13 protein-coding genes are annotated in these 13,929 nt (G+C 47.8%); 11 read left to right on the top strand and 2 right to left on the bottom strand.

Annotation, left to right across the window (positions count from 1 at the left end; translation table 11 throughout):
- Window positions 1-226: 226 nt before the first annotated feature.
- The 8 genes from speD to thrS all read left to right on the top strand — a co-directional run bounded on the left by speD (window position 227) and on the right by thrS (window position 8,022).
- Complete coding sequence (gene speD, locus MHB72_RS16070) at window positions 227-613, top strand: adenosylmethionine decarboxylase (protein WP_020452545.1); 387 nt, start codon at window positions 227-229, stop codon at window positions 611-613.
- A 185-nt stretch (window positions 614-798) separates the two neighbouring features.
- Window positions 799-1,191, top strand: a complete 393-nt coding sequence (locus MHB72_RS16065; protein WP_059231767.1) for a hypothetical protein — start codon at window positions 799-801, stop codon at window positions 1,189-1,191.
- 16 nt (window positions 1,192-1,207) lie between these two features.
- Window positions 1,208-1,666, top strand: coding sequence for a transcriptional regulator NrdR (gene nrdR, locus MHB72_RS16060; RefSeq protein ID WP_020452543.1), 459 nt, complete (start codon window positions 1,208-1,210; stop codon window positions 1,664-1,666).
- A 116-nt stretch (window positions 1,667-1,782) separates the two neighbouring features.
- On the top strand, window positions 1,783-3,207 hold the full coding sequence (locus MHB72_RS16055; protein WP_023855478.1) for a replication initiation and membrane attachment family protein: 1,425 nt from the start codon (window positions 1,783-1,785) through the stop codon (window positions 3,205-3,207).
- 15 nt (window positions 3,208-3,222) lie between these two features.
- Window positions 3,223-4,155 (top strand): primosomal protein DnaI, encoded by a 933-nt coding sequence (dnaI, locus tag MHB72_RS16050; protein ID WP_020452541.1) that lies wholly within the window; start codon window positions 3,223-3,225, stop codon window positions 4,153-4,155.
- Window positions 4,156-4,193: 38 nt separating this feature from the next.
- Window positions 4,194-4,826 carry a TVP38/TMEM64 family protein gene (locus MHB72_RS16045; protein ID WP_023855476.1) on the top strand — a complete coding sequence of 211 codons (633 nt, stop codon included), beginning with the start codon at window positions 4,194-4,196 and terminating at the stop codon, window positions 4,824-4,826.
- A 77-nt stretch (window positions 4,827-4,903) separates the two neighbouring features.
- Window positions 4,904-5,746 carry a putative sporulation protein YtxC gene (gene ytxC, locus MHB72_RS16040; protein WP_050820732.1) on the top strand — a complete coding sequence of 281 codons (843 nt, stop codon included), beginning with the start codon at window positions 4,904-4,906 and terminating at the stop codon, window positions 5,744-5,746.
- Between the two features lie 344 nt (window positions 5,747-6,090).
- A complete protein-coding gene (gene thrS, locus MHB72_RS16035) occupies window positions 6,091-8,022 on the top strand; it encodes a threonine--tRNA ligase (protein ID WP_020452538.1) in 1,932 nt (643 codons plus the stop codon).
- A 31-nt stretch (window positions 8,023-8,053) separates the two neighbouring features.
- On the opposite strand, the gene MHB72_RS16030 is transcribed toward thrS, so the two are convergent.
- Window positions 8,054-8,866: an HAD family hydrolase gene (locus tag MHB72_RS16030; protein ID WP_020452537.1), complete on the bottom strand. Its 813-nt coding sequence runs from the start codon at window positions 8,864-8,866 to the stop codon at window positions 8,054-8,056.
- A gap of 259 nt (window positions 8,867-9,125) precedes the next feature.
- Here MHB72_RS16030 and MHB72_RS16025 point away from each other — a divergent pair, with 259 nt between their 5' ends.
- From MHB72_RS16025 to MHB72_RS16015, 3 genes are all read left to right on the top strand, one after another.
- Window positions 9,126-9,353, top strand: a complete 228-nt coding sequence (locus MHB72_RS16025) for a DUF3923 family protein (RefSeq protein WP_020452536.1) — start codon at window positions 9,126-9,128, stop codon at window positions 9,351-9,353.
- A gap of 385 nt (window positions 9,354-9,738) precedes the next feature.
- Entirely contained in the window at window positions 9,739-11,523 is a 1,785-nt protein-coding gene (locus tag MHB72_RS16020) for a sensor histidine kinase (protein WP_020452535.1), read from the top strand.
- Window positions 11,498-12,220, top strand: coding sequence for a LytR/AlgR family response regulator transcription factor (locus MHB72_RS16015; RefSeq protein WP_020452534.1), 723 nt, complete (start codon window positions 11,498-11,500; stop codon window positions 12,218-12,220). The genes MHB72_RS16020 and MHB72_RS16015 overlap by 26 nt, the downstream gene beginning before the upstream one ends.
- A 50-nt stretch (window positions 12,221-12,270) precedes the next feature.
- On the opposite strand, the gene MHB72_RS16010 is transcribed toward MHB72_RS16015, so the two are convergent.
- A complete protein-coding gene (locus MHB72_RS16010) occupies window positions 12,271-13,821 on the bottom strand; it encodes an alkaline phosphatase D family protein (RefSeq protein WP_216919805.1) in 1,551 nt (516 codons plus the stop codon).
- Window positions 13,822-13,929 lie beyond the last annotated feature (108 nt).

Here is a 13,929-nt window from a genome sequence, read left to right as displayed (position 1 = left end):
ATGGACGGATAAAAAATAAATACCCCTTAACCATCAAATGATAAAACCGCCTTGCAAAAAATATTCAAACAAAGTATACTATTTTTCGTGAACTTCTAGTTCGTGAGCGCTTCGGCATTACTTAAAGGGTTAGGACCTCTCCGGACTAACTTTCCCCCGTGGTAAATGACCGGTTCAGTTGCTTGGAAATTCACTTTTCTAATTCTTGTTAAGGGGGGTCCATGCTATGGAAACAATGGGGCGTCACGTTATCTCCGAACTGTGGGGATGCGATTTTGATAAGCTGAATGACATGGATTTTATTGAAAAAACGTTTGTAAATGCGGCACTGAAGTCAGGTGCTGAGGTACGTGAGGTAGCCTTTCATAAGTTTGCACCTCAAGGTGTAAGCGGGGTTGTGATCATTTCTGAATCTCACTTGACCATTCACAGTTTTCCTGAACACGGATATGCCAGCATTGATGTTTATACTTGCGGAGATTTAGATCCGAACGTAGCTGCCGATTATATCGCAGAAGAATTAAGAGCAGAAACAAGAGAGAACATTGAAATACCGAGAGGCATGGGACCTGTTCAGGTGAAACAGGCCAACGCCAAAGCACAGGCACTTTAATGCCGATAGAGGAGCTGGATGAAAAAGCGGACACCGCTTTTAAAATCCGCTCCTTTTTCTTTCCTCTCGCGACAATCCCCGAAACATATTCTCCCCGGCATTCTCTTGCCCTAATTTGTTTTCCCTTGGAAATCAACCATTTTTTTAATAAAATATAGAGAAGAAAGACAAAGGGGACAGGGGATATGAGTCTTTTTCAAAACATTCACCGGTTTTTTTCTACACACGCCGAAACGTCTGACCGCCATCCTTCGGACGAGCTGAAGAGCCGCTATTATAAAGCGGCGTCAAAAGAAGCGCTCAATGCTGTAAAGGAAGTGCTGGAAGGCCTTGACGGCTGTAAGGTGACATCGGTGTCGGAAGAAAGAGGAGAAATCAGCGCCGAGGTGAAAAAAACGAGAAAAGCTTTTGTGGTGGCGACAGTCGTGTCGATTCGCCCTTTTGATACAGCGGTGGATTTTAATGTGTCAACGGAAACGTTTTTGCCGACCGATTTTGGCTACAGCCGCGGGCTTGTCTCGACGCTATACAGCGAACTGGACGGAAAGCTGCAGAAATCTGTACATTCAAACAATTGAATAGGGAGCTGAAAAAATGAAATGTCCAGCATGTCAGCATAACGGGACGAGGGTTTTGGACTCCCGTCCCGTTGACGAAGGCAGATCGATTCGCAGAAGACGCGAATGCGAATCATGCAACTATCGATTTACTACATTTGAAAAAGTGGAAGAAATTCCGCTCATCGTCGTAAAAAAAGAAGGAATCCGGGAAGAATTCAGCCGCGAGAAGATGCTCCGCGGTTTGATCAAAGCGTGCGAAAAACGCCCTGTCGCCTTAAAGCAACTTGAGGATATTTGCTTTGAAATTGAAAAAGAGCTTAGAAATCAAGGCGTTGCTGAAGTGAAAAGCGATATGATCGGAGAAATGGTGATGGACCGGCTTGCGAAAATCGACGAAGTCGCATACGTCCGGTTTGCTTCAGTATACCGCCAATTTAAAGATATTAACGTATTTATCGACGAGCTGAAAGACTTAATAAAGAAAGAACGGTAAAGAGCTGTAAATTAATCCAGCTCTTTTCTCATGATAAAACCACGGTCGTGTGACATGAAGGCCTGAAAAAGGTGTAAAATGAGGACAAGAAACAAAGTGGAAGGTTGACAAAAGATATGAGTAATTATTGGAAAGACTTGCTTCCTGTCGATCCGTACGTTGTCAAAAGCTGCGGATTGCTTCAGGACTTGGACCGGCAAATTGTCACGCTATTGTATCAGCCTCTAATCGGCTCTTTTTCATTCAGCTTGTTTCTCACGCTGTGGGGGGAACTGGAGCAAAACAGAGTCTGGGGGAAAAGCTCGACTCACAGACAGCTGATGGCGGCGATGCAGACCAACCTGAAGACGATTCACTCAGAGAAGGAAAAGCTTGAGGGAATCGGACTGTTGAAAACTTATATGAAAGAAACGGAAGACGAGCGTTTGTTTATATATGAATTGATTCCGCCGCTCAGACCGGATGAGTTCTTTCAGGACGGCATGCTGAATGTCTTCTTGTACAACCGCGTCGGAAAAGCGAGGTTTCAGCAGCTGAAAGAATACTTTTCCCACCCGTCTGTTCCCGAAGAAGCACGGGATATCACCCGTTCTTTCAACGAAGTTTTTGCATCTGTCCAGCCGAGCGAATGGAAGATGTCTGACGATATGATCGAAGCGATGGAGCTTCGCGAAGATCGTGAATGGATGAAAGAAGGGAATGGCAAACCGGCGGCGGTCACAGACGACGCCTTTGACTTTCAGCTGTTTCTCGCCGGTTTATCCGACACGCTTATTCCGAGAAAAGCGCTGTCAGACCAAGTGAAGGAAACGATTAAAAAGCTCGCCTTTCTCTACGGGATCGAACCGCTTCAGATGCAAAACGTCGTCATGTCAGCCGTTGATGAGCACGATACGATCACGACAGAAGCGCTCAGAAAAGCGGCGAGCGACTGGTATCAGATCGAGCGCAGCGGCCCGCTTCCGGAACTCGTCGACAAAGTGCAGCCGATGAATCTCCGCGAACAGCCGAATCAACAGTCGTCAACGAATGCCAAGGAAGACAATTTGATCGCTTTGCTTGAGCAGGTATCGCCGAAAAAGCTGCTGCAGGATATCGGCGGCGGAGCGGAACCATCCAAAGCCGATCTGAAAATTATAGAAGAAATAATGCTTGACCAAAAATTAGAGCCCGGCGTCATCAATGTTCTGATTTATTATGTCATGCTGAAAACCGATATGAAGCTTTCGAAAAATTACACCCAAAAAATAGCTTCTCACTGGGCCAGAAAAAACGTTCGCACGGTTAGAGAAGCCATGAAGCTTGCGAAAGAAGAAAACCGCCAATATCTTGAATGGGCGGAAGGGAAGAAAAAGCCTTCCCGGAACAAGAAAGTCATCAGGGAAGAAAAGCTGCCTGACTGGCTTCGGGAAAGTGATGAAGCCGACAGCAAACCGCTCGAAACAGAGCCGGCCGGTTCCGTAACGAGAGAAGGCTTTGACCAACAGAAGCAGAAGCTGCTCGAAGAAATAAAAAAACTGAAAAACCATTCCGCTCTTTAATGTGAGGTGAAGATGATGGAGCCGATTAAACGCGCTTTGCAAGGCGTGACGACGAGACCCGATTTTCAAAAACGCCTTGAAGATATGAAAGAAAAAGTGCTCTCTGACAAGGATGTTCAGGAGTTTTTAAACAGCCGTCAGTCAGAAGTGGATCAAGGAATGATCGACAGGAGCCTAAACAAGCTTTATGAATTTACACAGCAAAGCAAAGCATGCCAAGACTGCCCGAGTCTGAAAGAGTGCAAAAACCTGATTCAAGGTTATCATCCAAAGCTTGTGATGAACGGAAAAACGATCGATGTTCAATATGACAGGTGTCCGGAAAAAAAGGCAGCGGACGAGAGGGAAAGACAGCGGTCGCTGATTAAAAGCATCTATATTCAACAGGATCTCTTGAATGCTACGTTTGCCGATATTGACGGAGATGATCCGAGCAGATTAAAGGTCCTTCAGCTTGTGACGGGCTTTTTGCATGACTATAACGAAACGGGAAAGGGAAAAGGCATCTACGTCTACGGGAAGTTCGGGGTCGGAAAAACCTTTATGCTGGCCGCCATCGCCAACGAGCTTGCGGCAAAGGACCATCCATCCATTCTCGTCTATGTCCCCGAATTTGTCAGGGAACTGAAAAATGCGATACACGATCAGTCGCTTGAAGAAAAGCTTGAGATGGTCAAGTCTACGCCGATTCTAATGCTCGATGATATCGGTGCGGAGTCCATGTCAAGCTGGGTGAGGGATGAGGTGCTTGGCGCCATCCTTCAGCACAGAATGTCTCATCAGCTGCCGACGTTTTTCTCTTCCAACTTTGACCCTGATGAACTGAAACACCATTTCACCTATTCGCAAAGGGGCGAAAAAGAAGAGGTGAAAGCGGCAAGGCTGATGGAGAGGGTGCTGTATTTAGCGACGCCTGTCCGGCTGGACGGGAAAAACCGGCGTCAGTAATCACATGATCCCGAGCTTCAATTACGGAGATGAAGAAGATGCAAAAAAGAACATTGGCCAAATGGACGGTTATCGCCGTAATCGCGGCGGCCGGACTATGGTTGAATGCGAAATATCTGAATCTGAGCCCCGCTCATATAAGAGAAGGCGTCTTATCCTTCGGGATTTTCGCCCCGCTCATCTATATCGGATTATTGATGATCCGGCCGTTTTTGCTGCTACCTGCTTCCGTTTTCGCCGTCAGCGGGGGCCTCGCATTCGGTCCGCTGTTTGGCTCTTTGTATTCTTTTATCGGTGCGGCGGGCGGTGCATTTTTGTCATTCGCTGTTGCATACAGGCTCGGCGGAAACCTTCAGCACATGCCGCTGAAGCTTGACAGCCTGCGGACGCTTTTGCGGAAAAACGGCTTTTTCTGCATTCTGCTCTTGAGGCTCGCGCCGATTCATTTTGACGCGGTTAGCTATGCGGCAGGCGTGTCAAAAGTGAAGCCCCTGTCGTTTGCCCTGGCGACGGCTGCGGGCATCATTCCGGGCACCGTTATTTTAAATGTGCTCGGGTCAAGCCTCTTGACCGGCGACATCATAGCAATTGCAGCTGCAGCGGCAATTTACTTGATATTCATTACCGTGCCTCTTTTGTTCAGAAAAAAAGTGCAGGCGCTCCTCGATTAAGGGCTCATCCTTTTTTTACGTCTATTTTATTTGTCACCCCCATATACATGTATCAGATGTTGTTAGGGGGGACAAACATGCTTGAAATTACATTTGAAGATGATTATGATACAGCCGCGTTTTTGCATCTCCTTCGCAATGCGGATGCGAACCGGCATATCAAGATTCACGAAGCACCAGGGAAGATCGGAATTGAAAAGACCCATTCCTCTGTCAGTATTCAGGCCTATATTGAGCCGGTTCTGACGAGATTTTTTACAGAATGCAAAGAAGACGAATACATGCTTTCGGTTATTGAAGGCGATTATTACTTTTTGGACCGGGATGAACAGCAGCAGATTCTTCAACTGGCCCACAGCATTATGGAGGGCGAACTTGAAGGGCTTCCTCTCAACAAGGACGACACCCCTCGCGAACATTACATCATTCAGGAGCTCCAAACGATTTGTCTTGAGGAAAACGTCTTTTCCATTCGGTCCTTTATGACATTTCGCCTCGGGAGGTATTATGAACGCCTCAGGTCTTATGTGGAGGCGGCAATCGACGAGTATAAAATGGAACAGGAATATCAGACATTCATTCAATCGCTGAGAGACTACGTCATGTCGAAAGAGCCGATGCTTGACCATGTCCACATTGTGCACGACGGTTATTTTGTATTGTGGGAATTAAAGTATATTTCTGAACGGGAACAAAAAAAATACATAGACAGGCGGTTCGTAAGAGAACACCCGATGTATATTGATTCCCATCTCCTGGCTCCGCTCGTATCGATTGCGCCGGAAAAAATAGACCTCTATACAGAAGACCGGGAACACGCCATGGTTCAGACCATTCAAAATATTTTTCAGGAGCGCGTACGGATTCTTTCGCTTGACGCCTTTCATCCGCGAGAAAACATTTTGGAAGAGCATTCTTGATTTTGTGTGAAAAACGATTTATAATACGATGTAAACTTAAAGATATTATGTATCGATAAGGACATGAAAAGATGAACACCGGTTTGACAGAGAGGGAGACCACGGCTGAAAGTCTCTTAAGCCAAGGAGCATTTTTTTACCGCCTTTGAACATCAGTTGTGAACGGCAATGTGTCTAGTAATGACTGACGGGACTTCCCGTTACAGAACCGAAAGCCGAGAGCGCGACGGGTTTTTTGCGTTTTCGGGAAAAAGGGTGGAACCACGAATTCCGTTTATTAATCCTCGTCCCTTTCATAGGGGGACGGGGATTTTTTATTTTGTAAAAAAAAAGGAGTGACTAGGATGTCAGATATGGTAAAAATCAAATTTCCTGACGGAGCGGTTAAGGAGTTTGCAAAAACGACGACAACAGAAGATATCGCGGCATCAATCAGTCCCGGCTTAAAGAAAAAATCAATAGCGGGGAAATTAAACGGCAAAGAAATCGATCTGCGCGCACCGATCCTTGAGGACGGCGCCATCGAAATCATTACAGAAGGCAGCGAAGAAGCGCTTGAAATCATGCGCCACAGTACTGCACACTTAATGGCCCAGGCGATCAAGCGCCTGTATAAAAACGTGAAGCTCGGCGTGGGTCCGGTCATTGAAAACGGCTTCTACTACGATGTGGATATGGAAGAAGCGCTGACTCCGGAAGACCTTCCGAAGATTGAGAAGGAAATGAAAAAAATCGTTGGCGAAAATCTGCCGATCGTAAGAAAAGAAGTCAGCCGTGAGGAAGCCAGAGCCCGGTTTGCCGAAATCGGCGATGATTTGAAATTGGAACTGCTTGATGCGATTCCGGAAGGTGAAACGGTATCGATCTATGAGCAGGGCGAATTCTTCGATCTGTGCCGCGGTGTTCACGTTCCTTCGACAGGAAAAATCAAGGAGTTCAAACTGCTGAGCCTTGCGGGAGCATACTGGCGCGGAGACAGCAACAACAAGATGCTCCAGCGCATTTATGGTACGGCTTTCTTCAAAAAAGCGGAGCTTGATGAGCATCTTCGCCTCCTTGAGGAAGCAAAAGAACGCGACCACAGAAAGCTCGGAAAAGAACTGAAGCTGTTTGCGATTTCGCAAAAGGTAGGGCAAGGGCTGCCGCTTTGGCTGCCAAAGGGTGCAACCATCAGACGCGTCATCGAGCGCTATATCGTTGACAAAGAGCTTGCGCTCGGCTATGAGCACGTGTATACACCTGTCCTTGGCAGCAAAGAACTTTACGAAACGTCAGGGCATTGGGATCATTATCAAGACACAATGTTCCCTCCGATTGAAATGGACAATGAAACATTGACGCTTCGACCGATGAACTGTCCGCATCATATGATGATTTATAAAAACGACATTCACAGCTACCGTGAACTGCCGATCCGGATCGCGGAGCTCGGAACGATGCACCGCTACGAAATGTCAGGCGCTCTCTCAGGTCTGCAGCGTGTTCGCGGGATGACTTTGAATGACGCGCACATTTTCGTCCGTCCCGATCAAATTAAGGAAGAGTTCATCCGCACTGTCCGCCTGATTCAGGAAGTGTATGAAGACTTTGGCCTTGAGCAGTACTCATTCCGCTTGTCTTACCGCGACCCTGAAGATACAGAGAAATATTACGATGACGATGAAATGTGGAACAGAGCGCAATCGATGCTGAAGGAAGCGATGGACGAGATCGGACACGATTATTACGAAGCCGAAGGGGAAGCGGCGTTCTACGGACCGAAGCTTGACGTTCAGGTCAAAACAGCAATCGGAAAAGAGGAAACACTGTCAACTGTACAGCTGGACTTCCTTCTTCCTGAAAAATTTGATCTGACATATGTCGGAGAAGACGGAAAACCTCATCGTCCGGTCGTCATTCACAGAGGTGTCGTTTCCACAATGGAACGGTTTGTCGCTTTCTTAATTGAGGAGCATAAAGGCGCATTGCCGACATGGCTTGCCCCTGTTCAGTTCCAGGTCATCCCTGTATCGCCGTCCGTGCATCTTGACTACGCCAAAAAAGTTCAAGAGCGCCTGCAGCGTGAAGGACTTCGCGTTGAAGTCGATATCCGTGACGAGAAAATCGGCTATAAAATCCGTGAAGCACAGATGCAAAAAATCCCGTACATGCTTGTCGTCGGCGACCAGGAAGTTGAAAACGAAGCCGTCAACGTCCGCAAATACGGAGAGCAAAAATCAGAAACAGTTGCCTTTGCAGACTTCATTAAAAAAGCCGTTGCAGAAGCAAAGAAATAAACGAGAAAAAAGCATGATTCCCGCTCGGGAGTCATGCTTTTTTGCTTAGTTTGTCGGCTGTTTTTCCGCGGAGGATATCGAACAGTTCGCTCAAATGGCTGATTTCGTGATCGGGTGTAAGGTCAGTTTCATTCTTTTTGCCTTTGCGGTTGACCCAGACGGTTTGAATGCCCGCTCTGGAAGCCCCGAGGATGTCGGTGTTCAAGTTGTCTCCGACCATCACGGCATCATCCTTTGTCATGCCGAGGAGGCTGAGGCAGTGTTCAAATATGCTTGGATCAGGCTTTCCTTTTCCGAATTCACCGGAAATGACGATTTCATTAAAATAAGGAGCAAGTTCCGGTACGCCTGCCAACTTTTCTTTCTGCAGGCTCGGATCGCCGTTTGTCAGCAAAAGAAGCTCTACTTTTCCTTTCAGTTCATCTAAAACGGCAAATGTTTCTTCATACACGAAAGGGCTCTTTCGGCGCACTGCGGCGAAATATTCGCCGAGTTCTTCCCCGAAGGCGGGATCGTCGATGCCAAACGCCTTCAATCCGTTTGTCCATGCGTTTTTTCTGTATTCAGGAACAATTTTGTTCAGTTTTTGAAAGCCTTCGCTGATCGGCTCGCTGAAGTTTGACCACAGGCCTTCAAATGGGTTGATGCCGATCATGACGGTGTATGGATATGTTTCATAAGACGTGTAAAGCTTTCGCGCTGCTTCGCGGACCGCTGCTTCAAATTCTTCCGCATGGATTCCGTATTTTTCTTCAGCTTTAAGACACGTTTTGGAAAATGCTGTGCTGACGCTTTTTTCATCCCAGAGCAATGTATCGTCTAAATCAAAAAATACGGCTTTCATGATCTTCTCCTCTGCCATTAATTTATAGAATTCTCTTATTTATTTTACAATAGATTAAATGTCTGTGAAAGAAATGAATTTAAGAATGTGATGTAATGCAGTGTCAAAGTGTGAAAGCTTCTCGAATATGATAGAATGAAACGGGTTTCTATTGTTTGGAAATGCAGGGGATTTTTAAGATGCACCTTATGTTCGTGATAACGGGCTCACATGCGGACAGAAGAAGCAGATACAGTGTAGAAATGGAAGGAATGGTTTTGTGAAAAAACGATGGATATTTTGGTGGATTTGCAACATATTTTGGATGGCCGTTTTTGTAATGGGGACGGCTCTCGTGTGGCTGAGAGATGTTGATGGCGCCGGTGTTACTCAAACGCCTGAGCTTAAATTAATAGCGTTTATCGTTTTATTGATTGCATTTATATTTCCATTCATTATTCAAGTTGTGTGGCTGATTGTTAATTTGAAAACGGGTAGCAGCAAATAAGGTAAAGGCAGCAATTGTTTGCTGCCTTCAGCGTGTCGACAAACCCTCGCATTCGTTGTCAGGCCTGCGCGTCGGTGCTCACGAATAGAGGAAGGATCGGCGGCTAACCACCCAGGCGTCCTGCCTGAACACCGCCGTCATCACCTCCTGTGAAAGTCCGCTCCGATGCTCGGCCTTCCTAGACTGCAAGGGTTTTCAATCACGCTGAAAGGATGACAAAATCCCAAAACAAAAAGTCGTTTTGGGATTTTGTCAACAATCTGAAGGCAGCAATTGTTTGCTGCCTTTTTTATTTTGTAAAGCATGCCGCGTCAAAGTGTGAATAAAAAGAGGTATGATAGAATAAGAGCAAATTCCGATACAGAAAGAAAGCAAGGGGAAGTACATGATTCAACTCATGATCATGATGCTGGAGAGAGTGGGGATCATCGTTATCCTGGGCTTTATGTTGGCCCATATGAAGGTGTTCCGTCAGCACCTCCAGCATCCGGAAGGGTATAAGGGAAAAGGGGTTCTCATCTTCATTTTTTCCCTGTTCAGCATCATCAGCAACTATACAGGCATTGAAATCCGGGAACATAAGATTTTGAACAATGATTGGATTTTTGCGATCGATCCGTCAAGCTCGATTGCCAATACGAGAATTCTCGGTGTCGAAATCGGCGGTCTGATCGGAGGGCCGTTTGTCGGAGCGGGTGTCGGGCTATTGTCAGGCATTCACCGTTTTTCACTGGGAGGGACGACAGCTTTGAGCTGTGCGGTTTCTTCACTGCTGGCTGGCGTCATCGCCGGTTATATCGGCAGCTTTTTCAGGAAACGGCATCAGATGGTGACACCAAGGGTAGCCGCTCTGGCGGGTATTTGTATGGAGGGTCTGCAAATGCTGATGATTCTCGTACTTGCAAAACCGCAGGCTGAGGCTATTGCGCTCGTTCAGATGATCGGCATTCCGATGATGATTGTCAACGGGACGGGCAGCTTTATTTTTCTATCGATCATTCAGTCTATTATCCGCAAAGAGGAACAGGCGCGGGCCGTTCAGACCCATAAGGTGTTTTCGATAGCGGATCAGACGCTTCCTTTTTTCCGCCGGGGACTGAATGAGGATTCCTGCAAAAGCGCCGCTCTCATTATTCACCGGATGACGGGGACGGATGCCGTATCGATTACGGACAGAGAGAACATTCTCGCTCATGTTGGAGATGGAGCAGATCATCATATTCCTTCGAAAAATCTGATCACCGGTTTATCGAAAAAAGTCATTCAAACCGGAAAGGTCATGAAAGTGAAGTCGCGCGATGAAATCGAGTGTGCGCACCGTTCCTGTCCGCTGCAGGCGGCGATCGTACTGCCGCTCTTCTCCAACCGCGAAACAATTGGCACGCTGAAGCTGTACTTTAAGCATCCATCCGGTCTTAACCGTGTGACGGAAGAGCTCGCCGAAGGGCTTGCCATGCTTTTTTCCACTCAGCTAGAACTCGGTGAGGCTGAGCTGCAAAGCAAGCTTTTGAAAGATGCCGAAATCAAGGCGCTTCAAGCGCAGGTCAATCCGCACTTTTTATTTAATGCCATCCATACGATTTCTGCTCTGTGCAGGACAGATCCCGAAAAAACGCGGAAACTCCTCCTGCAGTTGAGCGTTTATTTTCGTTCCAATCTGCAGGGAGCCAGGCAGCTGATGATTCCGCTCTCAAAAGAGCTGAACCACCTGGAAGCCTATTTATCATTGGAGCAGGCCCGGTTCCCTGGCAAGTATCATATTGATTTTCATATCGAGGACGGTCTTGAAAGCATGGAAATTCCTCCATTTATATTGCAGCTGCTTGTTGAAAACGCGCTTCGCCATGCATTCCCGAGAAAACAAAAGGTATGCACGGTAAAAGTATGCGCTGTGAGAGAGCAGGACGGCGTTTTGATGAAGGTGTCAGACAACGGCAGGGGAATTGATCCCGAGCTGCTTGGACAGCTGGGACAGGCGCCCGCACCTTCAAAAGAAGGGAACGGGACGGCGCTTTACAATGTGAATCAGCGGCTTACCGGTTTGTTCGGGCACCAGGCTGCCCTCGAGCTTGCCAGCGAACCTGATAGAGGAACAGAGATATCCTTTAAGATTCCTTTTCAAACCGAAAGAGAGGGGAACAGAGATGCTCAAGGTATTAATCGTGGATGATGAAATGTTTGCGCGAGACGAGCTTAGATATTTATTAGAGCAGACCGAAGAAGTGGTTGCGGTCGATGAAGCTGAACATATCGAAGAAGCGTTTGACAAAATGGCGGATCACAAACCCGATATTCTTTTCTTGGACATCGATTTGTCTGGGGAGAACGGTTTTGACATTGCGAAGCGGCTGAAAAAAATGTCGGCGCCTCCGGCTGTCGTTTTTGCGACCGCTTATGATGAATATGCGCTGAAAGCATTTGAAGTGGATGCGGTCGATTATTTGACAAAGCCGTTTGATGAGGAGCGAATCAGACAGACGATTCAAAAATATAAAAGGATGCGTCCCGGCCATCAGGAGGGGCAGCAGCTTGCGGGCCGCCACAGGCTGGCTCTCAGCATTGACGAAGCGATCGTCATTCTCGATCCGGACGAAATCGTATACGCCGGGTTAGAAGACGGACACGTCACAGTGAAAACCTTTGATCAGGCATACACGGTTCACGATACATTAGTCGTTCTCGAACAAAAGCTTTCACAGACGGCGTTGATCAGGGTGCATAGAAGCTTTCTCGCAAATATGGATCATATTAAAGAAGTCAAACCCTGGTTCAATTCGACATACAACCTCCTGATGAAAGACGGCTCCACGATTCCTGTCAGCCGTACATACGCGAAAGAGCTGAAAAAACGGCTGCATATGGTGTAAAAAATGATCAGCGGCGGTGAAAGACTGAATTCGTCATTCACCGCCGTTTTTTAGCGCTGAAGCCCGGGCCGTCCCGCTTCTATGGAGAATGTGGCATAAGTTGAGACTGGGGCGCCGGGCCGTGTGATATAAGGAAGAACCTGAAAGTCGGCTTCAAGCTGCCGGGGCGTCAAGCGGCAGCGAACATAGCCGCGCTGCGCATTGTACAGTTTGACATGCGGGTTTCCGAGCCAGATCGGCGCCAATGAATCGGTCTCGCTGCCGTCAGCGTCTGAAGATATCGAAGTTGTGATCAGCTCGGTTCCGATTGTCGCTGAGCCCGCATCGTCGAAGTTCTCCTTTAAGTCGGCAGCGGCATGTCTGTGAATATCTCCTGTCAGCACAACGGGGTTTTGGATGCCGTATGCCTTGTATGCGGAAAAAAGCCTGTCGCGGCAAGCAGGAAAACCGTCCCACTGGTCTGTGCTGTACTCAACTCCGGGGCCTGTATCGCGGTCGATTTGAGCCAGGACGACTTGCTGGACTAAAAAGTTCCACACCGTGTCAGACCGGCTCAAGCCGTTAAAAAGCCAGCGCTCCTGGTCAAATCCGAGTATGGAGCGTGACGGCTCAAGCCGTTCGGCCTCATTTGTCGGAAAATTATTGCGGTACTGCCGGGTGTCCAGAACATTGAATTCAGCCAGGTTTCCATAGCGGAACCGCCTGTACATCAGCATGTCAGGCCCATTTGGAATCGATGTGCTGCGGATCGGGATATTTTCGTAGAAAGCTTGGTACGCCGCTGCGCGCTGCCGGAGAAAATCGTCCGGAGATGTGTTGTATTGGGAATGGATGCCGGCATAATTGTTTTCGACCTCATGGTCATCCATCGTCACAACCCAGGGAGCCAGCGCATGAATGGCCTGGAGGTCCGGGTCTGTCTTAAAAAGAGAATATCTGAGTCTGTATTGGCTGAGCGTGACGGTTTTTGCGTTATGGGCAGCAGATAAAGTCACATCGCGGAAAAGATTTTTAGCATTAATGGCATATTCGTAAATATAGTCTCCGAGGAAAAAAACAACGTCCGGATGGTCTTCGGCCATATGCCGGTAAGCTGTAAAATATCCGTGGTACCAAGCTTGGCACGAGGCGAGAGCGAACGACATTCCCTTGATGTCGGCGTGCGGGGAAGGCGCTGTTTTTGTACGGCCTGTCCGGCTGATTTCCCGTCCCGCTTTAAACCGGTACCAATAATAGCTTCCCGGCTTTAAGCCGTTCACTTCAACATGAACGGAGTGGGCGAGCTCAGCGAGCGCTGAGACGGTCCCGCGCTTCACCACTTTGCGGAAATGTTCATCTTCGGCTACTTCCCACTGAACAGGGACGGCTCTGCCGGGCATTCCCCCTAAACCGTCTTCGGCAAGCGGATCGGGGGCAAGCCTCGTCCAAATGACAACCCCGTCGGGATGCGGGTCACCTGAAGCCACTCCAAGCTTGAATGGATAATCTGCAAATCGGGGCGCGCCGGCGGCGATCGAAGCGTCTTCAGGCATCAGGCCGCGTCTTGCTAAAGATGCGAATTCGCCAGCCGGAACAAAGCGCCCTCCTCTTGAATGGTTCATGAGTCAGAGCCTCCTCATCAATCGTTTTCTCATTAACCACTATACGATCTGTTTTGCTCCATTAGCACATTCTGGAATTTAAATAATTGTGAAGAATGTGCAAAGCCG

The sequence above is a fragment of the Bacillus sp. FSL K6-1284 genome (assembly GCF_038002625.1).
Lineage (GTDB): Bacteria > Bacillota > Bacilli > Bacillales > Bacillaceae > Bacillus > Bacillus paralicheniformis.
This window is presented reverse-complemented; position numbering and strand designations above follow the sequence as displayed.

Coding starts and splice junctions, on each gene's coding strand:
- thrS (WP_020452538.1), top strand. CDS start 6,091: ATGTCAGATATGGTAAAAATCAAATTTCCTGACGGAGCGGTTAAGGAG.
- MHB72_RS16015 (WP_020452534.1), top strand. CDS start 11,498: ATGCTCAAGGTATTAATCGTGGATGATGAAATGTTTGCGCGAGACGAG.
- MHB72_RS16010 (WP_216919805.1), bottom strand. CDS start 13,821: ATGAACCATTCAAGAGGAGGGCGCTTTGTTCCGGCTGGCGAATTCGCA.
- ytxC (WP_050820732.1), top strand. CDS start 4,904: ATGCTTGAAATTACATTTGAAGATGATTATGATACAGCCGCGTTTTTG.
- MHB72_RS16065 (WP_059231767.1), top strand. CDS start 799: ATGAGTCTTTTTCAAAACATTCACCGGTTTTTTTCTACACACGCCGAA.
- MHB72_RS16055 (WP_023855478.1), top strand. CDS start 1,783: ATGAGTAATTATTGGAAAGACTTGCTTCCTGTCGATCCGTACGTTGTC.
- speD (WP_020452545.1), top strand. CDS start 227: ATGGAAACAATGGGGCGTCACGTTATCTCCGAACTGTGGGGATGCGAT.
- dnaI (WP_020452541.1), top strand. CDS start 3,223: ATGGAGCCGATTAAACGCGCTTTGCAAGGCGTGACGACGAGACCCGAT.
- MHB72_RS16020 (WP_020452535.1), top strand. CDS start 9,739: ATGATTCAACTCATGATCATGATGCTGGAGAGAGTGGGGATCATCGTT.
- nrdR (WP_020452543.1), top strand. CDS start 1,208: ATGAAATGTCCAGCATGTCAGCATAACGGGACGAGGGTTTTGGACTCC.
- MHB72_RS16045 (WP_023855476.1), top strand. CDS start 4,194: ATGCAAAAAAGAACATTGGCCAAATGGACGGTTATCGCCGTAATCGCG.
- MHB72_RS16030 (WP_020452537.1), bottom strand. CDS start 8,866: ATGAAAGCCGTATTTTTTGATTTAGACGATACATTGCTCTGGGATGAA.